This window comes from Stenotrophomonas sp. YJH_SMC_69, assembly GCF_059370495.1.
In genome coordinates this window covers 71,994-95,844 of record NZ_JCAFTS010000011.1, presented here as the reverse complement: position 1 = coordinate 95,844, position 23,851 = coordinate 71,994, and the positions used below count along the sequence as shown (strand labels likewise).

At 62.1% G+C, this 23,851-nt stretch carries 24 protein-coding genes and 2 pseudogenes; 23 read left to right on the top strand and 3 right to left on the bottom strand.

Annotation, left to right across the window (positions count from 1 at the left end):
* The first annotated feature begins 190 nt into the window (after positions 1-190).
* From AC5P8F_RS17585 to AC5P8F_RS17480, 22 genes and pseudogenes are all read left to right on the top strand, one after another.
* Entirely contained in the window at positions 191-637 is a 447-nt protein-coding gene (locus tag AC5P8F_RS17585; RefSeq protein ID WP_032957008.1) for a hypothetical protein, read from the top strand.
* An 89-nt stretch (positions 638-726) separates the two neighbouring features.
* Complete coding sequence (locus tag AC5P8F_RS17580; protein ID WP_049408147.1) at positions 727-1,782, top strand: VirB8 family type IV secretion system protein; 1,056 nt, start codon at positions 727-729, stop codon at positions 1,780-1,782.
* Positions 1,779-2,558, top strand: a complete 780-nt coding sequence (locus tag AC5P8F_RS17575) for a TrbG/VirB9 family P-type conjugative transfer protein (protein WP_014037652.1) — start codon at positions 1,779-1,781, stop codon at positions 2,556-2,558. The genes AC5P8F_RS17580 and AC5P8F_RS17575 overlap by 4 nt, the downstream gene beginning before the upstream one ends.
* A complete protein-coding gene (locus AC5P8F_RS17570) occupies positions 2,555-3,826 on the top strand; it encodes a TrbI/VirB10 family protein (RefSeq protein WP_495228653.1) in 1,272 nt (423 codons plus the stop codon). Before AC5P8F_RS17575 ends, AC5P8F_RS17570 begins: the two co-directional genes overlap by 4 nt.
* A 14-nt stretch (positions 3,827-3,840) precedes the next feature.
* A complete protein-coding gene (gene virB11 / locus AC5P8F_RS17565; RefSeq protein WP_069118280.1) occupies positions 3,841-4,884 on the top strand; it encodes a P-type DNA transfer ATPase VirB11 in 1,044 nt (347 codons plus the stop codon).
* 3 nt (positions 4,885-4,887) lie between these two features.
* Positions 4,888-5,871 (top strand): lytic transglycosylase domain-containing protein, encoded by a 984-nt coding sequence (locus tag AC5P8F_RS17560; RefSeq protein WP_111205490.1) that lies wholly within the window; start codon positions 4,888-4,890, stop codon positions 5,869-5,871.
* 73 nt (positions 5,872-5,944) lie between these two features.
* Entirely contained in the window at positions 5,945-6,352 is a 408-nt protein-coding gene (locus tag AC5P8F_RS17555; RefSeq protein WP_046431329.1) for a TrbC/VirB2 family protein, read from the top strand.
* Entirely contained in the window at positions 6,345-6,653 is a 309-nt protein-coding gene (locus tag AC5P8F_RS17550; protein WP_019660289.1) for a VirB3 family type IV secretion system protein, read from the top strand. Before AC5P8F_RS17555 ends, AC5P8F_RS17550 begins: the two co-directional genes overlap by 8 nt.
* An 81-nt stretch (positions 6,654-6,734) precedes the next feature.
* Positions 6,735-9,182, top strand: coding sequence for a VirB4 family type IV secretion/conjugal transfer ATPase (locus tag AC5P8F_RS17545; protein WP_069118278.1), 2,448 nt, complete (start codon positions 6,735-6,737; stop codon positions 9,180-9,182).
* 52 nt (positions 9,183-9,234) lie between these two features.
* Positions 9,235-10,050, top strand: a complete 816-nt coding sequence (locus AC5P8F_RS17540; protein ID WP_053091844.1) for a hypothetical protein — start codon at positions 9,235-9,237, stop codon at positions 10,048-10,050.
* Between the two features lie 83 nt (positions 10,051-10,133).
* On the top strand, positions 10,134-11,297 hold the full coding sequence (locus AC5P8F_RS17535; RefSeq protein WP_235650358.1) for a TrbL/VirB6 family protein: 1,164 nt from the start codon (positions 10,134-10,136) through the stop codon (positions 11,295-11,297).
* Between the two features lie 33 nt (positions 11,298-11,330).
* Entirely contained in the window at positions 11,331-11,846 is a 516-nt protein-coding gene (locus AC5P8F_RS17530; protein ID WP_088375208.1) for a DUF4189 domain-containing protein, read from the top strand.
* Between the two features lie 179 nt (positions 11,847-12,025).
* Positions 12,026-12,729: pseudogene (locus tag AC5P8F_RS17525) on the top strand (type IV secretion system protein); the annotation flags it as partial.
* A complete protein-coding gene (locus tag AC5P8F_RS17520) occupies positions 12,647-13,306 on the top strand; it encodes a DUF4189 domain-containing protein (RefSeq protein WP_495228651.1) in 660 nt (219 codons plus the stop codon). The pseudogene AC5P8F_RS17525 and the gene AC5P8F_RS17520, both read left to right, overlap by 83 nt.
* A gap of 245 nt (positions 13,307-13,551) precedes the next feature.
* Positions 13,552-14,064 (top strand): annotated as a pseudogene (locus tag AC5P8F_RS17515) (type IV secretion system protein); the annotation flags it as partial.
* Between the two features lie 35 nt (positions 14,065-14,099).
* On the top strand, positions 14,100-14,645 hold the full coding sequence (locus tag AC5P8F_RS17510) for a DUF4189 domain-containing protein (protein WP_321186032.1): 546 nt from the start codon (positions 14,100-14,102) through the stop codon (positions 14,643-14,645).
* Positions 14,646-14,963: 318 nt separating this feature from the next.
* Positions 14,964-15,458: a DUF4189 domain-containing protein gene (locus tag AC5P8F_RS17505; RefSeq protein ID WP_495228649.1), complete on the top strand. Its 495-nt coding sequence runs from the start codon at positions 14,964-14,966 to the stop codon at positions 15,456-15,458.
* 269 nt (positions 15,459-15,727) lie between these two features.
* Positions 15,728-15,895 (top strand): hypothetical protein, encoded by a 168-nt coding sequence (locus AC5P8F_RS17500; protein WP_321186030.1) that lies wholly within the window; start codon positions 15,728-15,730, stop codon positions 15,893-15,895.
* Positions 15,896-15,922: 27 nt separating this feature from the next.
* A complete protein-coding gene (locus AC5P8F_RS17495; RefSeq protein WP_321186029.1) occupies positions 15,923-16,885 on the top strand; it encodes a hypothetical protein in 963 nt (320 codons plus the stop codon).
* Between the two features lie 490 nt (positions 16,886-17,375).
* Positions 17,376-17,912, top strand: coding sequence for a hypothetical protein (locus AC5P8F_RS17490; RefSeq protein ID WP_069118276.1), 537 nt, complete (start codon positions 17,376-17,378; stop codon positions 17,910-17,912).
* Positions 17,913-17,969: 57 nt separating this feature from the next.
* Complete coding sequence (locus AC5P8F_RS17485) at positions 17,970-18,977, top strand: XVIPCD domain-containing protein (RefSeq protein WP_075075582.1); 1,008 nt, start codon at positions 17,970-17,972, stop codon at positions 18,975-18,977.
* Between the two features lie 96 nt (positions 18,978-19,073).
* Entirely contained in the window at positions 19,074-20,345 is a 1,272-nt protein-coding gene (locus AC5P8F_RS17480; RefSeq protein ID WP_414615646.1) for a hypothetical protein, read from the top strand.
* A gap of 54 nt (positions 20,346-20,399) precedes the next feature.
* Here AC5P8F_RS17480 and AC5P8F_RS17475 read toward each other — a convergent pair whose 3' ends face one another.
* The 3 genes from AC5P8F_RS17475 to AC5P8F_RS17465 are packed head-to-tail and all read right to left on the bottom strand — an operon-like array spanning position 20,400 to position 23,078.
* On the bottom strand, positions 20,400-21,728 hold the full coding sequence (locus AC5P8F_RS17475) for an XVIPCD domain-containing protein (RefSeq protein ID WP_111205485.1): 1,329 nt from the start codon (positions 21,726-21,728) through the stop codon (positions 20,400-20,402).
* Positions 21,725-22,378 carry a hypothetical protein gene (locus tag AC5P8F_RS17470; protein WP_014647564.1) on the bottom strand — a complete coding sequence of 218 codons (654 nt, stop codon included), beginning with the start codon at positions 22,376-22,378 and terminating at the stop codon, positions 21,725-21,727. The genes AC5P8F_RS17475 and AC5P8F_RS17470 overlap by 4 nt, the downstream gene beginning before the upstream one ends.
* 43 nt (positions 22,379-22,421) lie before the next feature.
* The gene (locus AC5P8F_RS17465) at positions 22,422-23,078 is read right to left on the bottom strand and encodes a hypothetical protein (RefSeq protein WP_229653708.1); all 657 of its coding nucleotides are present in this window, start codon (positions 23,076-23,078) and stop codon (positions 22,422-22,424) included.
* A 228-nt stretch (positions 23,079-23,306) separates the two neighbouring features.
* Between AC5P8F_RS17465 and AC5P8F_RS17460 the strand changes: the two genes are divergently transcribed.
* Positions 23,307-23,843 (top strand): GNAT family N-acetyltransferase, encoded by a 537-nt coding sequence (locus AC5P8F_RS17460; RefSeq protein ID WP_414615647.1) that lies wholly within the window; start codon positions 23,307-23,309, stop codon positions 23,841-23,843.
* The last annotated feature ends 8 nt before the right edge of the window (positions 23,844-23,851 follow it).

The following is a 23,851-nucleotide window of genomic DNA, read 5'->3' as shown; positions in this document are numbered from 1 at the left end:
TATGCGGGTGTGTCGTCGGCAGTGTCTGGCGGCCCCGCGACTTGGTTGGCGGCCGTTGGCTGCAGGGGAGCCGGAGCAGGTGTGCTGCCAGTCAGTGCGTCGCTCCGATTCCGGCGTGCGCGACGCAGCGCCGGACGACCAGGGGGCCAATGCTCGGGACTGCTTTTTCGTACGTCAAAGTGAAGCCCGTATGAATCAGGCGTTTATCGCGAAAATGTCCATCGCCGCAGTGGCGGCGTTGATGGTGGCCGGTTGCGCCACCAAGTCCGCTCCCGATTTCGGAGGCCGCTGGAAGCCGGTCAACCGCTTTGCTGCGGCACCCACCGAGATCCCGCTGTACTCCAGCTACGTTTACCAGGCCTCGCCGATGGATGGCACGCTCAAAGCCATGCTCGAGCGCTGGGCCAAGGATTCCGGACGCACGCTGGATTACCGCCTGAGCTCGGACTTCACCCTGTACGGCGCGGTCTCCAGCATCGACACCACCAACGCTCAGCAGGCCGTGATCGATCTGACGGCGGCCTATGCAGCGCAGGGCATCTCCGTCTCCATCGTTGGCAACCAGATCGTTGTGCAGAGCGCTGGCTCGACGCCGACCGCGTCGGCACAGGGCGCTGATTCCAACAGCGGCACCTGAGTCCACCTCGAAATCATCGAACGTGCCGCTCCCCGCGCCTGTCGCAGGGGTGCCACGCCCATTGATGTTTCAGCAGTACGGAAGAATCCATGTTCCGCAAGAAGGATCCCGGCAATAGTCCCAAGGTCGAGCAGTCGGTCGCCAAGGCGGTCAGCTACGAGATCACCGTGGCCGACATGGCGCGCCGCAGCGAGCGGCGTGCGTGGTGGGTCGCCACAGGCTCGTTGCTGATGTCGCTCGCACTGGCGGGCGGCTACTACTACATGCTGCCGCTGAAGGAAAAGGTGCCGTTCCTGGTCATGGCCGATGCCTACACGGGTACGGCGACCGTCGCGCGGTTGAGTGGCACGTTCCAGGGCGAGACGATCACCACCAACGAAGCGATCAATCGCAGCAACGTCGCCCAGTACGTGCTCGCGCGCGAATCGTATGACTCGGCGGTGATGGGCCTGCGTGACTGGGAACTGGTGTTCGTGATGTCCACCGATCCGGTGGCGCAGTCCATGCGTGTCCGCTACGCCGGCAACAATCCGCAGAACCCGTTCGTGATGTACGGTCGCGAGCGCGCCATCCGGGTCAAGATCCTCAGCATCACGCCACTGGGGGCCGAGCCGAACGGCAGCTTCCGCGGCGCTTCGGTGCGCATACAGCGCAGCCTGCTGGACAAGCGCACCGGCGTCTCTACCTACCTGGACAACCAGCTGGTGACGATGCGCTTCAGCTACAACCAGAACCTGGCGCTGTCCGAACAGGATCGCATCCTGAACCCACTGGCGTTCCAGGTCACCGAGTACCGCGTCGACAACGACTACTCGCGTGGCGTGCCGGTGCCGGATGACGGCGCCATGCAGGCGCAGGCGCAGCAGGCCGCACAGGCGGCGCAGCAGGCACAGGGTGTCTACGATCCCAACAATCCGGCCGCGGCCACCATGATCGATCCGGCCACCGGCCAGCCGGTCGCGGCTCCGGTCAACGGCCAGGTGCCGGGCCAGGCAATGCCGGGCCAGCCGGTACAGGGTCAACCCATGCCGGGTCAGCCGGTGCAGGGGCAAGCAATGCCGGGGCAGGCCATGCCCGGACAGCCGGCCATGAGGCCGGCGCAGAACAATTCCACCGGAACTGCTGATGGAGCAAGCAACCGATGAGTAGTCGAAATATCAGGGGAAGCGCGCTGGCGCTGCTGTCGATGTTGTCGTTGCTGTTCTCAGCAGCGGCGATGGCGCAGGCGGTTGACCACTACGAGTACGAGAAGGACCGTATCTATCCGGTTCGCACCGGCCTGGGCCTGACCACCCAGATCGAGTTGAGCCCGAACGAGAAGATCCTCGACTACAGCACCGGCTTCAGCAGCGGCTGGGAACTGACCCGTCGCGAGAACGTGTTCTACCTCAAGCCGAAGAACGTCGACGTCGACACCAACATGATGGTGCGCACCGAGACCCATTCCTACATCTTCGAGCTGAAGGTGGTGGCCACCGACTGGCGCCAGCTGGAACAGGCCCGTCGTGCCGGTGTGCAGTACAAGATCGCCTTCGTCTATCCGAACGACACCGTGTTCGGCGTCGCCCAGGAAGCGGTCGAGGAAGAGGCCAAGCCGTTGTTGAGCTCGGAACTGGCCAAGGACCGCCAGTACAACTTCAACTACTCCTATTCGACCAGCAAGGCGAAGAAGATGGGGTGGCTGATCCCGGTCAACGCCTATGACGATGGTCGTTTCACCTACCTGAAACTGCCGAATTCGCCGGAGTACAAGACCGGCATCTTCCCGGCGGTGTTTGGTCGTGAAACAGAATACGGTGAAGACTTCGTGGTCAACACCACGGTTGAAGGCAATACGCTGATCGTGCACGGGACACACCCGTACCTGGTCATCCGCCACGGCGACTTCGTCGTCGGCCTGCGAAGGAACGTGAAGAAATGAGCCAGCAGAACACTCCCGGAAACGACCCGAACAACGGACGCGACGAGAGCCAGAGCCCGTATGGCGCACAGGGTGCTTCGGACGCGCAGTCGAACCCGTACTTCGGCACGACCCAGGCCGAGCCTGCGCCGGATCTGGATGCGGCCGCGCCGCAGCTGCGCTCGGCCGAAGAGCAGCGGCTGGACCGCAAGGCGCTGCTGTTCCTGGGCGGCATCGTGGTGCTGCTGGTGGCCATGGGTTTCCTGCTGTTCCGCAAGGGCCAGGATGACAAGGACGCTGTGCAGAAGGTGCCGGACGTTGCGCGCGTGTCTACGCCGACTCTGCCGGACGCCGTGCAGACGAGTCCGGTGCCCTCCCAGGCCATGCAACCGGTTGATCCGATTCCGATGACGCCGCCGCTACCGCCGCCGCCGCTGGATTCCACCCCGCTGTTCGTTCCCCAGTCCGATTCGGCGCGCGAGATTGACCGTGGCCCGACTTTGCTGGACCGCCGCATCGGCTCCGGGAGCGGGGTGGGTGGTGGTGATGGACAGGATGGCAACGGGAGCAATGGCGGCCGCGGCATGGATGAGTACACCCGTGCCATGCTGGCCCAGCTGCCCAACAATCAGGCGGCGCCGGCAAAGGTTCGCCGCGGCCCGGACGTCGAGGATGTTTCCAGCGCCACCTACATCCAGAGCCCCGACGCGCTGCTGGTGCGTGGCACCTACCTGCGTTGCGTGTTGGAAACCCGAATCATCACCGATCTCGCCGGCTATACCTCGTGCCTGCTGACCGAGCCGGTGTACTCGATCAACGGTCGCAACCTGCTGCTGCCGAAGGGCTCCAAGATCTATGGCGCCTACGGCGGCGGTCCGATGGGCAAGCGCGTGGAAGTGATCTGGGATCGCATCACCACTCCGAATGGCATCGACGTTGCGATGTCCAGCCCGGGCGTGGATCAGCTGGGTGGCGCCGGTCATCCGGGCCAGTACAGCGCGCACTGGGGCAGCCGTATCGCCTCGGCGCTGATGATCAGCCTGATTTCCGATGCCTTCAAGTACGCAGCCGCCGAACACGGTCCGGAGACCACCACCATCGCCAATAACGGCATGACGGTGCAGTCGCCCTATGAGAGTGCTACCGCACGCACGATGGAGCGCCTGGCCAACGAGGCACTCAGCAGCAACCGTCGCCCGCCGACCGTCACCATCAACCAGGGCACGATCGTGAACGTCTACGTCGCCAAGGACGTCGACTTCACCAACGTGCTGCACCCCCGCCGGTAACCCAACGAACGATCATGGACGCTGAAGTGTCACCCCTCGCCCTCGTCTCCAGCGATTTCCTGCGCTATCAGTACGAAGTGCTGGGCATCGCCGAGTACATGACCTCCCCGGAAGTGACGGAAATCTGCATCAACCGTCCCGGTGAGCTGTACCTGGAAACGCGGGCCGGGTGGCAGCGGGTGGACGTGCCGAGCCTGACCTTCGAGCGGGCCCGGCAGTTCTGCACGGCGGTGGTGAACGAGAGCAACACCGGCCAGCGCATCACCGATGCCGATCCGGTCGTGTCGCTCACGTTCCCCACCGGCCAGCGTGCGCAGTTCGTGATTCCGCCGGCATGTGATGCAGGGAAGGTGTCGATCACCATCCGTCTGCCGTCCAAGCACACCAAGTCGCTCAGCCAGTATCACGAAGATGGCTTCTTCAACCAGATCCTGGAGAGTGATGGCAGCATCAGCGAGCAGGATCGCGAGCTGCTGGAGCTGCGCCATTCGCGCGAGTACGCCGAGTTCTTCCGGCGTGCGGTGATGTACCGCAAGAACATCGTGGTATCCGGTGCGACCGGTAGCGGCAAGACCACCTTCATGAAGGCGCTGGTCAACCATATCCCGGACAGCGAGCGCCTGGTCACGATCGAGGACGCGCGCGAACTGTTCCTGACCCAGCCCAACGTCGTGCACCTGCTGTATTCCAAGGGTGGACAAAGCACCAGCAATGTCAGCGCCAAGAGCTGCATGGAAGCCTGCCTGCGCATGAAGCCCGAACGCATCATCCTGGCCGAGCTGCGCGGTGACGAGGCGTTCTACTTCATCCGCAACTGCGCGTCCGGTCATCCGGGTTCGATCACCAGCTGCCATGCGGGCAGCCCGGAGCAGACCTGGGACCAGTTGGCGCTGATGGTGAAGGCCTCGACCGAAGGTTCGGGCCTGGAATTCAACGTGATCAAGCGACTGTTGATGATGACCATCGACATCGTCGTGCATATCAAGGCGCATGCCGGCTCGCGCTACATCACCGGCATCGACTTCAATCCTGGGCGTGCCCAGGGGCAGGGGGGCTGAAGGATGCTGCCAGGACTGGAAATGATGGCGTGCCCGGAGATGGCCGTGTCGATGGATGTGATGCAGCACGTCATCAACGTCGAATCGTCGCGCAATCCCTACGCGATCGGCGTGGTTGGCGGTGCACTGGTGCGCCAGCCCAAGGCCTTGGATGAAGCACTGGCGACGGTGCGCATGCTGGAAGAGAAGGGCTACAACTTCTCGATCGGGCTGGCCCAGGTCAATCGCTACAACCTGGGCAAGTACGGCCTGGATTCCTACGAGAAGGCCTTCCAGCAGTGCCCGAACCTGCAGGCCGGTTCGCGCATCCTCGCCGAGTGCTACAAGCGCTCCGGTGGTGACTGGGGCAAGTCGTTCAGCTGCTACTACTCGGGCAACTTCGAGACCGGCTTCCGTCATGGCTACGTGCAGAAGATCTACGACTCGATCCGCCGCGGGCAGCAGGTCGCCAGTAATGGTGTCGCACCGATCGACGTGGTCAGTCGGGGGGAGCGCCGCGCGGTGAAGGTCGAGCATCACCCGCAGCTGCCTTCGCCGGCGCAGGCGCGCATCGTTGCTCAATCCAATGGCCCCGTGTACGTGCCGTCGGAAGATCCCGCACGCGCCTATGTCGTGTACCCGTCCACCGGGGCGATGGCGCGGGGCAGCCTCCTGAACATCGCCGACCAGGCACTGTCCAAGGTGGTACTGGGTTCGGTGGATCGGATGATGCAGCCGCAGGCGCAGCCGGCCCAGGCGGGCGCTTATCCGCAGCAGCAGGCCGGCGGCATGCCGCAGCAGCTGCCTCAGCAGGGTGCTGCACAGGCGATGGCCATGCCGCAGCAGTTGCCAGGCGCTGCCGGCGCCGGCAATGAGGGGCCAGTGATGCTGCGGCCCTGGAGCGAGCGCAACCAGCCTGTCGCCGGTGGCGACAATTCATTCAACGCACCGGTGCAGGCTGCGCCGGTGCAGCAGATTCCCGCAGGGGATGCGGCCTTCGTGTTCTGACGAAGTCGTGGTGCGGCCAGTCCCCCGGCTGGCCGATTCAGTTGTGTTAGTCCATCAACAAGGAAATCAATCCATGAAGCGATCCAATCTCGACCTCGTCCAGGCCCAGCGCACGCTGAAGACCCTGCTGATGGCCACGATCTTCGTTGGCGCACTGTTCGCCCCGCAGGTGTTCGCAACCGGCACCGACTTCGGCGGCACCGACAAGAAGGTCTGCGGTTTCTTCTCCAACATCAACGGCCTGCTGAACATGGCCTCGATCGCCGTCGTGACCATTGCGGTGATCTTCGCCGGCTACCAGATCGCCTTCGCGCACAAGCGCATCGGTGACGTCGCGCCGATCCTGATCGGTGGCGTGCTGATCGGTGCCGCCGGCCAGATTGCGCGCATGCTGCTGGGCGAGGGTAGCGACGGCAAGTGCGGTGGTGGCACCAGCACCTCCTACCTGATCAACCACGTGATCCAGTACTACAGTGCATAAGAACGTCGTGTTCCGCGGCTGCACGCGCCCAGCGATGTTCCTGGGTGTCCCCTACCTGCCATTTTTCATGGTGGCAGGTGGGTTGCTGCTGCTCAGCATGTACACGAACTTCTGGTTCCTGCTCACCATTCCGGTGGCGGTCTTCATCATGCGGCAGATGGCCAAGCGTGACGAAATGATCTTCCGCCTGTTGGGCCTGCGCCTGATGTTCAAGCTGAAAGTCCGCAACGTGCAGGAACACGATGGCATGTGGGTATTCAACCCCAACCATTACCGCGACAAGCCGGCCCGAATGGATTGAGGTCCGGATCCGGCCTGGCGGGCGTCTGCGCCCGCCGGGTCTTTTGTAACTCCTTGGCACTACCTCTTTGGAAGCAGTCGTATGTTCAGCCCTGACACCTCCATCAGTGAGTTCATTCCGTTGTCGTCGCATGTCGCTCCGAACGTGGTCAAGACCACGGGCGGCGATTACCTGCTGACCTGGCATCTGGAAGGGCTGCCGTTCGTCGGCCGCGAGGAGTGGGAGCTCGAACATCGCCACAACACGTTCAACCGCCTGCTGCAGACGCTGCGCGCGCCGGATTTCGTCAACGTCGCCTTCTGGGTGCACGACATCCGTCGTCGCCGCACCCTGAAGGGCAAGAGCAACTACAAGCAGCGCTTCAACCAGGATGTGTCCGATCAGTACATGGGCATGTTGTCCTCACAGCGCATCATGCAGAACGAGCTGTACCTGACCATGATCTACCGCCCCGTGGTGGCGGGTAAGCGCTTCGTAGAGAAGTCGGCGAACGTGGACAAGCTGCGCGCCGAGCAGGAGCAGGCGGTCGAAAAGCTGATGGAGCTGGCCGGCAACGTCGAGGCCGTCATCCGGGACTATGCGCCATACCGCCTGGGAATGTACGAGGCCAAGAACGGCGTGGTGTTCTCGGAAACGCTGGAGCTGTTCGGTTACCTGATCAATCGCATCGACGAGCCGGTGCCGGTGCTGTCGGCACCGATCAAGGACTACCTGCCTGTCAGCCGCCATATGTTCTCGGCCAAGACCGGCGATTTCGCGATCAATACCCCCAATGGTGCCAACCACTTCGGCGCCATTCTGAACATCAAGGAGTATGCCGAGGGCACTTACCCGGGCATCCTCAACGGCCTGAAGTACCTCGACTACGAGTACGTCATCACCCATTCGTTCAGCCCGATGGGGCGGCAGGACGCGCTGAAGGTGCTCGATCGCACCAAGGGCATGATGATCTCCTCCGGCGACAAGGCGGTCAGCCAGATCGTCGAGCTCGACCAGGCCATGGATCAGCTGTCGTCCGGCAACTTCGTGCTGGGTGAATACCACTTCATCATGGCGGTCTACGGTGACACCCAGGCCAAGCTGTCGCAGAACGTCGCATCGACCCGCGCCGAGCTGTCCAACGCCGGCTTCGTGTCGACCAAGGAAGACCTTGCGGTCACCTCGTCCTTCTATTCGCAGCTGCCGGGCAACTGGCGCTATCGTACCCGCCTGGCCAATGTCAGCTCGCTGAACTTCCTGGGCCTGTCGCCGCTGCACAACTTCGCCACCGGCAAGCAGCACAACAACCCGTGGGGCGACTGCGTCACCACGCTGCAGACCACCAACGGCCAGCCGTACTACTTCAATTTCCACGCGACCCATCCGTCGGAAAACTCGCTGGGGGAGAAGGCGATCGCCAATACCATGGTGATTGGTAAGTCCGGTACCGGTAAGACCGCGCTGATCAACTTCCTGCTCAGCCAGGTTCAGAAGTACGAGCCGTCACCGACCATCTTCTTCTTCGACAAGGATCGTGGTGCGGAGATCTTCGTGCGCGCCTGCGGTGGCAACTATCTGGCCCTGGAGAACGGCGCGCCGACCGGTTTCAACCCGTTCCAGTGCGAGAACAACGAAGCCAACGTGCAGTTCCTGGCCGACCTGATCAAGGTGCTGGCCGGCAAGCGTGAGTACAGTGCGCGCGAGGAAGAGGACATCTACCGCGCAGTGGAAAGCATGCTCGATACGCCGATGCACCTGCGCAGCATGACCAACTTCCAGAAGAGCTTGCCCAACATGGGCGACGATGGGCTCTACGCGCGCATGCGCCGCTGGACCTCGGGCAATTCGCTGGGCTGGGTATTCGACAATCCGGTCGACACCGTTGATCTGAGCAAGGCCAACATCATCGGCTTCGACTACACCGACATCATCGACAACCCCGAAGTGCGCGTGCCGGTCATCAACTACCTGCTGCACCGCCTGGAGTCGCTGATCGATGGTCGTCCGCTGATCTACGTGATGGACGAATTCTGGAAGATCCTGGATGGCGAAGGTGGCCTGAAGGAGTTCGCGAAGAACAAGCAGAAGACCATTCGTAAGCAGAATGGCCTGGGCATCTTCGCGACGCAGAGCCCGGAGGACGCGCTGAAGAGCGACATCTCGGCAGCGCTGATCGAGCAGACTGCCACGTTGATCCTGCTGCCGAACCCGAACGCCAGCAAGAGCGACTACATGGACGGCCTGAAGCTGACCGAGGCCGAGTTCAAGGTGGTCACTGCCCTGGACGAGCGCTCGCGCTGCTTCCTGGTCAAGCAGGGTCACGCGTCCAGCGTGTGCCAGCTCAACCTGCGCGGCATGGATGACATTCTGTCGGTGATCTCGGCGTCCACTGACAACATCGACATCATGCATCGGGTATTGCAGACAGCTGCGGTACGCGCACGGGTGACGGTGGATGAGCTGACGCCGGAACAGTGGCTTGAAGATTTCTACAAGAATCGAAAGGGCTCGGGCAAGGCGGCTGTCGCAGCGCGCGACACTGTTACCTGATCCGCGAGACGGCCTGCCCGAAGACTACGAGTTCCGATCAATGGAGACTGATATGAACAATACCAAGCAAGCTTCCTCGCCCCGCCGCCGCGCGCCCCGTCTTGCAGCGATGACCGTGGCAGCCATGATGGCGCTCGGCACCGGCAATGTCAGCGCCTGGATTCCCGTGCAGGAGACCGGTACCAGCCTCATCCAGCACCTGCTCAATCAGATCAACACCTACAAGACCGAGGCGACCGTCTACGCGGCCAAAGCGCAGGACGCGGCCGAGTACGTCGAGCAGAACACCCGCTGGATCCGCACGCTGGAGCAGTATCGCCAGGCGCTGATCCAGGTGCAGGCGGCGGTGAACAGCTTCGGCATGCCCGACAGCGCGCCGCTGGTGCCGGTGGCACCGAACTATCTGGTTGCCGAAACCTGCGGCAAGGCGCTGGACTTCAGCCTGGAGTCCGCCTTCAAGGTGTTCGTGTTCAATCCGCAGGCGGATGTGAAGGAGCAGCAGATGCAGATCTGCGTCAACATCCGGATGATGCAGAACCGCAAGTACAACGACGCGATCGATTTCCTGACCCAGACCGTTCCGCGCATCAACAACTCCTTGACCCGCATCCTCAAGATCCGCCTGACCAACAACGATCAGGGCACCGTGCAGGGTGCCGACAGCGAATCGCTCCGCACCGCCAATGACATTGCCGCACTTGCCCAGAGCTGGGAAGCACGGATGAAATCCTATGATGCCTATATCGAGGTCATGGAGGCCAACCAGAAGGTGGTGGCGCAGGCCGCATTGAAGGGGGACCCGACCAAGCAGCTGATCAGCGACATGGTCAAGACCACCGCACTGAAGGCCGCGCTCAGCGTCAAGTGATCGCAGGCCGCTAATACGTAGACATGCGCTGCAAAGCAATGCGGCATTTCATGCAGTAACGGAATTACCAAGGGATTGTGGAAATGACGATCAGGTGGCTGGCCAACTTTGATTTCTCAGGCGGATTGCAGGATCTGCTGGGCTACGCTGTGCGTGTCCAGTCGATCGGCGATTTCGTCTTCTTCAAGCTGATCATGGATTACCTGCGCGACAGGATCAGTGACTACGGCATCGACCTGATGGGGCGCATGATGTCCTGGGTCGGTGGCATTGCCCTGGTGCTGATGACGCTGTGGGTACTGATCCAGGGCTTCCGGATCGTCACCGGCCGCAGTCGCGACTCCATGATGGTGCTGGTGACCAACATGGCGCGCGCGGCGTTGATTGTGAGTGTTGCCACCAGCATGGCGATGTTCGGCAGCAACCTGCAGAAATTCCTCAACGAGGACGTCAAAGGCCTGATCACCCACGTGGTGACCGGCAAGGACCAGCAGCCGGAAGACCAGATCGACAAGAGCCTGGCGTGGATGCAGGTGGCGCTGTCGAGCATTGATGGCATCAAGATCCTGAATGATCCAGGGTTGCAGGCGGACAAGACGCGGGCGCTGTGGTTCATCGGCATGGGCACGGGCGGTCCGGCCGTCACCGCTGGTGCGATGTTGCTGCTCTACGAGGTCGCGCTGGCGCTGTTCATCGGCCTGGGTCCCTTGTTCATTCTGTGTCTGTTGTTCGACCAGACCAAGCAGCTGTTCCAGCGATGGCTGTTCTACGGCATCGGCACGATGTTCTCGATGGCGGTACTGGCAGCGATGGTATCGATCGCGCTGGACATGGTGATCCGTGTCTCGACCGCGTTCTGGTCCACCGCCCTGGTCAACAAGTTCCTGCTCGAAGGCGCCTCCAGCGACGGCATGACCAGCCAGGCGATGCAGCAGGGCGGCATGGGCCTGATTCTCACGACCCTGATCCTGACCGCTCCCCCAATGGCAGCGATGTTCTTCCAGGGCACGCTGGGTAGCTTCATGGCATATTCGCAGATAGGCGGCAGCCCGGTTGCTGCTGCGCCGGGCCCGAATGGGCAGCCGCCGGGTAGCTACTACACGCCGGCCGCTCCGGAGAAGGGGCAGTCCGGCCAAGACAGTGGTGCGCATGATCGACATGCGACCGCACGTTCAACCCTTCCGTCGTCGGAATCCTCCAGGGTTGCCGAAACCGGTCTCAGAGCTGCACATCCCGGCAATCAATAGCCCCCATGCGTACGGAGTAGAAGTGTGAAATACATGTTTCCTCTCATTCTTGTCGGCTTGCTCCTATGTTTGTTTGTGGCGGGTGAGGCGAGAGCGGAAGGGCGTTGTCCGCCAGGGCAGTACCCCATTGGTGGTCAGGGCGTAGGTGGATGCGCACCTATTCCGGGCTCCGGTACCGGTGGCGTCCAGAGCGGCCCCATTGCTACTGGGCGTTGGATCAAGACTTGGGGGGCTATTGCGGGGGCGGCAAGCACGGGCGATATGGGGGCTTCCGTTGGAAGGCGCTCCAAGCGAGAGGCTGTCTCAGAAGCGCTTGCTCGGTGCGCGACACATGGAGCGAAAGACTGCAAGATCGATACAACGTACAAGAACCAGTGCGTCGCATATGCTGACCCTGAGCCGGGCAGTAAGGGAATAGTTTCTATTTCAGTCGCCGGCTCAAGAGAGGACGCGACCAGTCGGGTTCTCTCCTACTGCGCGAAGAACGGTGGAGGGCAGTGCAAGGTGTTGTACACGGATTGTGCTGAGCCAATATTTGAATCTTTCTAAGCTATGCCAGTCGAATCATGGACGGGATCCTTGAATCGGCCTTTGCATGTTGGGAATGGCCTGCTGAAGAGCAGGCCATCTCATTTGTGGGTGAGCTGGAACGGCCGATCTAGGTGGTAATGTTGAGTGTGTGACCTTGCCCCTGAATTTCGTATCCCATAGCCGGGACCAGGAAGCGGATGCAGGTGGCGCTGTCGAGCATTGATGGCATCAAGATCCTGAATGATCCAGGGTTGCAGGCGGACAAGACGCGGGCGCTTTGGTTCATCGGCATGGGCACGGGCGGTCCGGCCGTCACCGCTGGTGCGATGTTGCTGCTCTACGAGGTCGCGCTGGCGCTGTTCATCGGCCTGGGTCCCTTGTTCATTCTGTGTCTGCTGTTCGACCAGACCAAGCAGCTGTTCCAGCGATGGCTGTTCTACGGCATCGGCACGATGTTCTCGATGGCGGTACTGGCAGCGATGGTATCGATCGCGCTGGACATGGTGATCCGTATCTCGACCGCGTTCTGGTCCACCGCCCTGGTCAACAAGTTCCTGCTCGAGGGCGCCTCCAGCGACGGCATGACCAGCCAGGCGATGCAGCAGGGCGGCATGGGATTGATCCTGACGACCTTCTGACTGCGCCCCCAGTGGCGGCCATGTTCTTCCAGGGCACGCTGGGTAGCTTCATGGCATATTCGCAGATAGGTGGCAGCCCGGTGGCACAGGCGCCGGGGCCAAGTGGGCAGCCACCGGGTAGCTACTATGCGCCGGCCCAGACAAAGGATCATTCCAGTGCTCCATCGGTCAGTTCCGGCCATGGCGCGACTTCTGGTTACGGTATCGGGCGCTCAGGTGAGGTCAAGAAACATACTGGAAAGTATGGGCAGGTGGGCGCCTGAGCGTGGATTGACAGTGTCGAATGATAAAGGTGTGCGTATGAAGTGCATTGTCGTACTTTTGCTGCTCGTTATTTCTAATGTGGCGTTGGCAGAAGGACGTTGCCCCCCAGGGCAGTACCCCGTGGGAGGTCAGGGTGTAGGAGGTTGTGCGCCAATTCCCGGTGGTCAAGCTGGTGGTGAGAGCAGTGGCCCCATGCCGACCGGTAAATGGGAAACCCGATGGGGTGCTTTGGCGCAAGACACAGACCATCAAGTCGGCCAGAATTTGGCGATTGGTGTGGCAGAGGTTAAAAAAACAAAGAGAGAAGCTAGGTCCCTCGCGCTTTCTGAATGTCAGCGCATGGGGGGGCAGAAGTGTAAAGTTATTCTTGAGTATCACAATCAATGCGCCGCGCTAGCTGGCCCGGTGATTGGTTCAGTACCCCTCGTCGACGTGAAAACTGTGGCGTATCGATCACCTAATGAAGAAGATGCGAAGGTGGAATCAGTGCGCCGTTGTGAGTCCGAGGGTAAGGGTCGCAGTTGTACTGTTATCTACTCTGCCTGCAGCATGTCTGAGTTTAAGCCATTCCACTGATGTGAATCCTGGCGTTGGGTTGATGTTGTGAATAATGACATTTTGTTTGTTGTTTTAGAGGGTGGCCTGCTGAGAAGTGGGTCGCTTCTATTTTTCGCTTGAGACGTCTACTTTGCACTAAGGTTGGGTGTCGCTGTTCACAGGTTTAGTCTACGTGAGAGTGTCGAGCGCTCTTGGAGAGCAAGCTTCGGTCTGAAATTCATTTGCCTGCTGGCTTATAGCTGCAATACTGATTTCATTGGCATGGGGTGACGTTAGTACTTTATCTATTGTTCGATCAGGCCAAACAGTTGTTCCAGCGATGGCTCTTCTACGGAATCGGGACCATGTTCTCGATGGCGGTGCTGTCGGCAATGGTGTCCATTGCATTGGATATGGTGATCCGTGTGTCTTCCTCGTTCTGGGCGACGGCGCTGCTGAACAGGTTCCTGCTTGACGGGGCTTCCAGCGACGGTATGACCAGTCAGGCGATGCAGCAGGGCGGCATGGGCCTGATTCTGACGACCTTGATTCCGACTGCGCCCCCAATGGCAGCCATGTTCTTCCAAGGCACGCTGGGTAGCTTCATGGCATATTCGCAGATAGGTGGATCCCCGGCAGCTCAGCCAGGTCCGCAGGGTCAGCCGCCGGGCTCCTATACGCCGCCGGCGCCGAGTGCTAATGCGGCTCAGACTACGACAACACAGGCTGATGTATCCTCGCGGGTGTCGGGGCAGGGGGCATCTCCAGGCCAATCCGAAATTGATCTAGGTCGTTAGGGTCTGGCAAACAAAGTTAGGTAAGGTGTATTCCTATGATGCAACGTCCTTATAGTGTTGCAATGCTGCGGAAAGTCATTATGGTGCTTGCAATTGGTTGCATTGCACTATTGAGTGTTCCGCTTGTTGCGAGCGCAGAGGGTCGTTGCCCTCCTGGTTCGTATCCCATTGGCGGACAAGGCGTCGGGGGATGTGCGCCAATCGCCAGCGGCGGTGGCGCGCCCCAGGAGGCACGACCAACAGGACGTTGGATCAAAACCTGGGGTGCAATCGCAACGTCCTCAACTGGCGAAGTTGGCGTGGCAATTGAGAAGCTCTCAAAGTCTGATGCAGCCAAGGAAGCAGTTTCTCAATGCGTCAAGTTGGGTGGCCGTGATTGCAAAATGGCGCAGGCTTATAAAAATCAGTGTATTGCGTTGATCTCGCCAACTACATCTGAGCGCGGAGGTTCTGTGATCTCAAGTGCGGAAACCGAGCAGGTCGCTACTCAGTTGGCGATGAAGACCTGCACCACGCGGGGTAGTGCGGGGTGCAGCAAACTGTACAGTGCTTGTACTAAGCCGCTTTTTGAGAGCTTTTAATCGTAGTTGGGGCGAAGAGCGCATCACATGCGGTCAGTCATGGATTGACTTTCGACCAGTTGGTGAATTCAGTGGCCCTACTCAGGAAATTCCTGCAGTCTTCACCAACGTTTGTGGAGGAATGACACGCCGGATAAGCCTTCGACGAGCGGTGGCAGTCAATCGGGCGGTTCGACTTCAGTTGGGAGTAATGTCGTAGTGACGGGCAGTAACTCCACAGTCGGGTCAGGAAATTCTGATACTGGCCGTAAAGGCTTAGCTTTACATTAGGAGCCGGAAATGAAGTCAATTCGTGTCTATTAAGTTGCAGTACTCCTTATGGGTATGGGAGTCATTGCCAGCCTGCCACAGACGGCCAGTGCGGAAGGAAGATGTCCTCCCGGTCAGTATCCAATTGGTGGTCAGGGAGTGGGTGGCTGCGCCCCCATTCCGGGGGGTAACACTGGAACGGTATCGGCGGCGCCAGTTGCAACGGGGCGCTGGATCAAAACTTGGGGCGCCATCGCTTTGGCCAAGGGCGGGGACGTAGGAGTAGCTCTTGGTAAACGAAAGAAGGGAGACGCAGCTTCTGAGTCGCTTGCCAATTGTGGACAGCGTGGGGCAACGGATTGCAAGGTTGTGTTGGCGTTCAATAATCAATGCGCTGCATTCGTATCACCCAGTGACGCAAGGTTTGGTGGCTCTACGTTTGCGCGTGCGGCTTCTGTCGATGCTGCGAGCAAGATGGCTGTGGATGCTTGCGTGAGACAGGGAAGTAACGGTTGCAAGGTCATTTATTCCGGGTGCACCGAGCCAGAGTTTGAGAAATTCTGATTTAGGTTTCGGCTGCTGCTATGGTCGGAAACGACAAGTAGCCGGGATTTGCAGATCGAAGAGCGCCTGTCGTCGATACACGGGGCTACGTCAAACTTCGACTGCATGAATCATCTGAGTGATTCCGGACTTCAGCAGGACAAGGCTCGGGTCATTCGATTAATCGCCCCCGGCACGGGTGGCCCAGCAGTGACTGTGAGTTCAATGTCGCTGCTGTTCAACAAACCAAGCAGCTGTTCCCACGATGGCTGTTCTACGGCATTGGAACCATGTTCTCCATGGCGGTGCTGGCGGCGATGGTCTCGATCGCGCTGGACATGGTGATCCGCGTGTCTGCCTCGTTCTGGATGACGCCGCTTGTGAACAAGTCCCCGCTCATGGGCGCGTCCAGTGACGGTATGACCAGTCAGGCGATGCAGCAGGGCGGCATGGATTGATCCTGACGACCTTGATTCTGACCCTCAATGGCGGCCATGTTCTTCCAGGGCATGCTGGGTGGCTTCGTGGAATATTCGCAGATAGGTGGCAGCCCTGCGGCGGCGCCTGGTCCGAATGGGCAGCCGCCGGGCAGCTATACACCTGCGCAGACGACAAATGCGGCAGAGCAGAACGCGTACCTGAAGCAGTTGCGCCGCAGGAAGCCGGCGAAGCCCGGTGACCCAGTTGCGGGTCCGGAGCCGGTGTGCGAAATCCAGGTCAATACCGTCTACGAGAACGCGACCAAACCGAATCGACTGGTCAGAAAGTACTGGGTGAACTGTTCGCAGAACAGCGTGGCCATCAGGACGAGCCTGATCCAGTGGCGCGATCGGCCAATGGAGAACGTCCCGCCGGATAAGTTCGAACCGCAGGCCGAGGCGATTGCTCCCTGGCAGGTGCAACTGGTGCGGTTTGCCTGTCTAGTTGGGCCTGATCCCAAGGCCAAGGTGCCAGCGGAAATGATGAAGCGTGGCTTCCTTTCCATCGGTGACGTCGGGCAATCGCCTGTGGATTTCATCTGGGCCAGCCTGTGGAAGGACGGCAAACGTCCAGCATTCACCTATCTGCCGAGCGACGCTGAAATGGATCGTACTGTGCGTGGCCTGGAAGCGGCTGTGGCGCGCGGCCAGAGTGAAACCAGCAAAGCTCTGGATGAGTCGCGACGCGCAGCCAACCGGGTGGGTCGTAACAATCTCATGGACCTGTGGATCGGCAAGACAGAGCAGGAATTCGTGCGGACGTGGGGCCCATCGGATCGTGTGGAGAACGGGGCCGATGGTTCGCGCACGTTGTACCTGCATCGTGGCGAGCGTGTGCAGGGATTGAATGCTTATGGGCATGTCGTCAGTGACGTAAACAATCGATGCGATATCACGGTGCTGACGACGGACGGCTACGTCCGCGACTACGCCACACAGGGGGCCGCATGCGCCCAGCAGTTGCGCTGAGCGCGATTGCTGGCCACGACGCGAGGAAGCATGGCTTGTGCTGGGTCCCGCACCCGTCGACTTAAGCGGCGTAGGCTTTCCGTGCAACATCGCCCCGGCCGGACCAGACCGTATGTGGGAATGCGAGCCATACCTGCGGTGCCATCCACCGCGTGTCTGATTGTCGGATAAGCCACCATTCACGTTAACCGCGCTGTTTCTGTGATCAAGTGCGCTTTTCATCCCAAGCACCCTTCGACGAGCGCTGCCTCCTCGAAGTAAGCTGCGTGCGCGTCAAAATCCCGACGCGCCGGTGCCATCGAACACAGGAGCTTTTCCGTCCATGAGGACTGTGTCCCCCCGCGGTGCGGGTGACGCTTGCCACCATCGCGGTTGCCGTGGGCTCGGGGCTATCATCCGCCATGGCGGCCGCAGGGCACGTGCGAGGCATCGCCCCGTTTCCGGCCTCCGCTCGGGAACTGGCAAGACGGGATTGAAGGAGTTGCAGGGGATGGAGAAGGGGAGTGGCACGCACATGGACAATGCCCTGGCGTTCGTTCCGTCCGGCGCGAACCTGCTGGAAGCCGTACGCGGCGATCTGACCGGCAATGGTTTCCAGGACCAGCTCCTGGTGATCGACCAACCTCCTCCGGAGGGCTTGCTGCCCGGCGAGCACGGACCGAACCGGGTCCTGCTGTTGCTGCTGGGCGATGCCACGGGCCGCTGGCAGCTGGCGGCACGCAACGACAAGCTGGTGCCGTGCTCAACGCGCGGTGGCATGGCCGGTGACCCCTTCGCCTACGTGACGATTGAAGACGGCGCGTTCAGCGTGATTACCAACGGCGGCAGCCGCGAACGCTGGAGCAGCGTCTACACCTTCCGGTATGCACCTGCCGAGCAGACGTGCTGGGTGCATGGCGTGCAGCGCAAGGTGGTGGACACCGAAACCGAAGCAACCCACACGCGCGATTTCTCCGCGGCCGAGCTTGGCCGGGTGCGGTTCGAGGATTTCGATCCGTCCGTCGTCGCCGACGTGAGCTTGCCTTGAGTGCCATGCCTGTGAGGAGGCGGGAGTATCCAACGATGATCGAGCAGGAGTTTCACCGTGTCGCAGGATAGGGAGTCGTTGCTGTTGCGGCAGGCCACGGAGGCCGGCATGACTTCGTCCCGGGAACTGGCCAACTTCATGGCGCAGGCCGGGCATGAATCCCGTGGCTTGAGCCGTCTCAACGAGAGTTTCAACTTCACCCGGGGCATCTCGCAGATCCCGGTGGAAGCAGCGTGGCGCAATGGCAACGGCGCGCTTGAGAGCGCCCGCCAGGAGGCGCTGCGTGGGCGGCCGGAGAACCTGGCCGAACTGATGTATGGCGGGCGCATGGGCAATGACGCGCCCGGTGATGCACTGAAGTATCACGGCCGTGGCTATCTGCCGCTGGTCGGCAAGGAGAATTACGAGCGTGCCGGCAAGGCGCTGGACCTGGACCTGGTGAATCAGCCGGAGCTGGCCGCGCAACCCGAGCACGCAGGCCGTATTGCCGTGTGGCAGTGGCAGACGCGGGTGCCGGAAGCGGCGCGCGAGGACGTGCGCGAAGCGACGCGTGCCCTGAATGGCGCGCTCAACGGCATCGAAGCCCGCCAGCAGCGTTTTGACGTGTGGCAGCAGAAGCTGACCCCCGATGTGATGGCGCGCCTGGAGCGTGGCGAAGTGGGGGCGCCTGCCCAGCCCACAACGGGACGCGACATGTCGCAACCGGGCGAGCCGGGATACACGCTGTTCTCGGGAGCGCGCCAGCACCTGCAGCAGATGGGGCCGCAAAGCGGTCTGCGCAGCGTGCAGGAACTGGACAATGCCGCCGGCGCACTGGCGCTGAGCGCGCAGAAGGCGGGGATGTCGCGCATCGATCATCTCCTGGCGGGTAATGACGGTCGCACGCTGTTTGCTGTACAGGGCGCGCTGGGCGATCCGGCCATGCTGCGCGCATCGGTCGATCGCGAACAGGCGGCGCAGCAGCCGCTGGCGCAGAGCAGCCAGCAATTGGCTGCCAATGTCGCCCAGCAGGACCCGGCGGCCGCGCTCGCCCGCGAGCAGGAGCAGCGTTCTCGATCCCTGTAACACCGATGCCGGCGGGCAGGGTGCCCGCTGGCGCTTTACGTACGACGCGTGGCGCCCTGTGGCGCCGACATGGAAACCCACCCGTAAGGACACCACATGCGAATCGTTCCCCCGAATGCCCGCCACGCCGCTGCCCGCTGCAATGCACCCGTGCGTCGCCTGCCGCCGCTCTGGCTGCTGTCACTTGGACTTGCCGCAGCGTCGGCACAAGCCCAGGAGGCAGCGGCGCCCGTCGTGGAGACGCGCCCCGCTGCCGAGGCTACCGTTGAGGCGCCTGCAGGGGCGGCGCCCGTTGCAGCGCCCGCGGCGGCCGACGCCGTTGTCGCGGCGCCGGCTCCCGAAGTACCGGCTGCCGCGACACCCCCTGCGACACCGGTGGTGGACACGCAGCCGGCGCCGGCTGCGGACCCGGCGCCTGCGCCCGTTCCGCCCGCAGCGGCGGCGCCTGTGGCTGCACCGCCTACAGTCGTCGAGTCAGCGGTCCCGGCGGTAGCGCCGGCACCGCCTGCATTGGCCATCGTGCCGTTGCCGCCCGAGCAGGCGACCGAGCGTGCGCTCGGTGCCCGCTGCCCGGTGGATCTGGCCGGGCGGCTGGCGAGCCAGGGCGACCTGCTGATCGGCGCCTGCCAGGGCACCATGCCGGCGCATCTGGCTGCGATGCTGGTCGCGCTGCCCGAGCAGGACATCCACCTGCCGCGCAGCTGGCGCGAGCGTGAGGTGCGGCAGAAGGCCTGGTTCAAGGCGGTGCCGGGCTACGGCCAGCGCCCGGACTTCATCGTGCGGATGGGCGACATCTGGGTGCGCTCGCTGGAAGGGCGCGACGCCGACAGCACGTTCTACCTGGTGTCGGCGCCGTTCACCTGCAGCGACCAGGTCGCCAACCGGGATGAGTACGGCGCGGAGCCGGTCCGCGTGCCAGCGGGTGAATGCCGCGAGGCCCATGTGGCCCAGCGTGTGTACCAGGTCCGCGGGGATGCGGCGCCGAGGGATATAACCACCGATGCCATGCCGGCCATGCCGCAGCAGGCGGAAGCTGATCGTGCGCGCCAGCTCTCGCGTGAGGGACGGATCAGCCTGGACCACAGCAAGTTGCAGTATGGCCCGGCCATGCGCTGGTTCGTGCAGTATCCGGAGTCGGCGCAGAAGGGTGGTCCGCGCGCCTACGGTGACTGGAACCGCGAGCACATCGCGTTCGTGGTCTGGACCGGCGATCGCTTCGAGCTGCGCGACAAAGTCGCGCGGGCGCAGTGGGCCTGTGATCCGGTAGCACCTGGCGATCGCGCCTGTGGTGGATTCCCGGATTCCGGGCCGGATCTGTTCGTGACGGCCGGAGCATCACTGCTGCCGGTGGCGGCCCCCAGCCCCTGAACCAGAGTGCCGATGTACAACGGGAGCCGGAATTACCGGCTCCCGTGCTGTCCATCAGGCCTGCAGGCTGCGGGTCTGATTCTGCTGCTGTTCCAGCTGCTGGTCGCGCTCCAGTGCAAGGCGCTGACCTGCGGCCTGCTGGTCGATGCGCTGGCTGCTCTGTTCCAGCGGTGTGTTCATCGCCACCGCCGTATCCACTGACACGCGAAGGTGGGCCGGGTCACCGCCCTGGCCCTGCACGGCGAAGCTGCGCGAGGCATCGGCATTCATGACCACCTCGTCGATGCGCTTGCCGCCCGCCGCATGCATTTCGGCGGCCAGGCTGCCGGCCAGTTGCGTGCTCATTACGTCCGGTACCCGGCCGACGCGGACGTCCTGCGCGTGCACGCCACGGATCGCGTCGTTGAACAGTGGGTTGCCCACATGGTTGGCGTCGTCCATGCGCAGCATGCTGGTGTGATGGCCGTTCTTCTCCGCTTCGCGGCGTGCCGGCTCACCGGGCTGCAGCGGGCCGCGGATATGGTCGTACAGATCGACGGCGCCGCCCGGAATGCCGCGCGCCGCGCGGGTGACACCACGGCGCAGTGATTCAACGTCGTCGCGGTACTCCTCGATCATCCTGGCGTTGTCTTTTGCCAGCTTCTGCGTTTCCGGGTGTTTCAGCACCGAGCCGTCGCCGAGGAAGTTGCCCAGCTTGTGCGCACCGAACGAGCTGCCTGCGGCGATGATCGGCCGGTCAGGGATCAGGGCGCGCAACGAGTGATTGCTGAAGCCGTTCGCGGCAAGCGTGCTGATTTCATTTGGCCGGGCGTAGATGCGCACCTGGCCGAAGTGCGGCGACGCCGCGCTGACCGGATCGGACGCCATGACATGGTTGATCATGGTGTTGCCGCCTTCCGGGATGCGGTAGCTGAGGCTGACCGCGCCATAGGCGTTGAAGGTCTCGCCCTTGACATTGAAATGGTGCGAGGTGATCTGGGCCAGCGCGCCACCGAGAGAGTGGCCGGTGACGGTGACTTCGGGTGGGCGCTGTCCGAGATCCTGCCCCTCCTTCTTGGCGTAGGCCAGGGCGCGTTGGGTCAGCGCGATGGCGTCCGGTGCCTGGACGTTGGTGCGGGCGACAACCATGCCACCATCGGTCAGGATCGCATCGCGGGCGATCTGTTCGGTGCCGCGATGTGCGACGACAATTTCATTGGTGTCGACTCGCTGGTAGATCGTTCCCTGATAACCGTTCAATCGATTATCAACGTGCTCGAGGATCTTGTACTCATGCCCGTTGATCGCTACGAGCTCTTCCTTGCCGGGAGCGCGTCGACCGACCGCACGGTCCTTGTACACGTCGTCGGAAATACCCGCATAGTCTTGGCTGCTGAGGCTCATTGGCGGACCTCATTGGCTTCAAGTGAAGCCGAGAACAGCGAATTCTGCAGCTCAGGGCGGAACTTGGTGGGGTCTTCTTGGCCGCTTGCGCCGTAGTCAGGAATCTCGTTCACGCGCGGATAGTCCGAACGAGGATAGTGGCGAGTCTCGGTCTCGCCTTTCACGAATGGCGCTGCTTCAATAAATGAAAGGAAACGCGTCTCGCCCTCGGCCCCCGTCGCCTTCAGCATCGCGCCTGCACCGGTGAACTCCCACTTGCAGACACCGCGACCGTAGTAATCCTCATCCAGCATGCGGTCGATGTATACAGTGCCCCGGTACTCGCCATCAGCGACCTTGCGCAGTTCCACCGGTTCCTGGCTGGTAATCCGTGCAGCCGTGCCGGTGGCCGGCTCGATATAGCCACACTGGTCTTCGTTGGTGACGTCGTACTGCGCGACACCTTCGACCACCGCGAAATCGCCCGGGGCGTCCTTCAGGCGCAGCACCAGTTCATAGGCCTTGCGCGGGCTGGGGTTGAGCTTGGCGAGGCCGCGCCCACCCTGGGCGACATCGGCTTCAGCAGCGGCACGTTCCTGGTTCATGGCGGTCTCCGGATGGCAGGCGGTCAACAGAAGTAGAGCAAGGCACGGAATCATCTTGTGGCGCAATGTCGGCCTCCTGGTGTGTAAGGGTGAATGTGGCACTGGCGGCTCATGGCACGAGCTTCTGCACAGTGGTGGTGGTTGAGAACAGCGCATTGCGCAGCTCTTCGCTGTACCCCGACGGAGCTTCCTCGCCACTGGCGCCAAAGTTGGCGACAGTGTCGGCGCGCGGATAGACAAGGTTCGGGTAATAAAGCGTCAGAGGCGAGTCGTACTCCATGCGCTTCTTGTCGATGAACGTCAGGAATCGCGTATCCGCCTTGCTGGTCGTGGCGCGCAACATCGCACCGACACCCGTCAGCGTCCAATGGCAGACGCCACGCCCGTAGTAGTCCTCATCCAGCATACGGTCCAGGTAAAACGTACCGCGGTACTCGTTCTCGCTGACCTTGTGCAGGGTGATGGGCTCCTGGCTGGTGATGCGGCCTGCAGTGCCTGTTGCAGGCACGATCCGTCCACAGTCTGCGTAGTTGATGGCGTCGTACTGGGCCACGCCCTCAACAACGGCGAACGGGCCTGGCGCGCCCTTAAGTGTCAGCACCAGCTCATAGGCCTGCTTCGGCGCCGGGTTGAGTTTGGCCAGGCCGCGTCCACCCGCGGCGACGTCGCGCTCTGCATCGGCGTAGGGCGAGCATGCCGCCAGCAGGACGAGGGCGAGCACTGCCAGCAGCGGCCGTCCCCTGTGTGCGAGGTGCGCTACACCCATGGCCCGATCCTGCATCGTGCGTCCATGTCCGTCTATCCTTCCTGGGTGGCAGGTTTCTCGATTATGGAGCGTGCCGGGAGCCCTGTGCCACCCTTGGAGACGGATTTTTGACGCTCCCGGGGCGCGCCGCCGGCAGATCGCTTGCCGCACAGGGCATCCGATCGTCGCGTTGGCTCTGACGCCGACGCAGGTTCGCAGCTGAATCCGTGACCGGAATCGATCATTCACATGTCCATCACTTCATCAAAGGTGTTGTCCTTGATCTGCACGATCCGCTCTGAAACCCGCGAAGACCACGCTGTCATCCATGCACTCACCGAGGCGGCCTTCCGCGAAGCCCCGCACAGCAGCCACACCGAGCAGTTCATTGTGGATGCGCTGCGTTCGCGTGGAGAGCTGAGTCTTTCGCTGGTCGCCGAGAAGGACGGACAGGTCGTCGGGCACATCGCGCTGTCGCCGGTGACGATCAGCGATGGCAGCACCGGCTGGTTCGGCCTCGGGCCAATCTCGGTACTGCCGGACTGGCAGGGGCAGGGCATCGGTGCGGCGCTGATGCACGCGGCGCTCGGCGCATTGCGTGAGCAGGGGGCACAGGGCTGCGTATTGCTGGGAGAGCCCGCGTATTACGGTCGATTCGGATTCCGCGCCGAGCCGGGCCTGGTGCTGCCGGGTGTGCCGCCAGAGTACTTCCAGGCGCTGTGCCTGCGGCCACCGATGGCGCAGGGAGAGGTGCAGTACTCGCCGGCATTCGAGGCCACGGCCTGATGATCGGG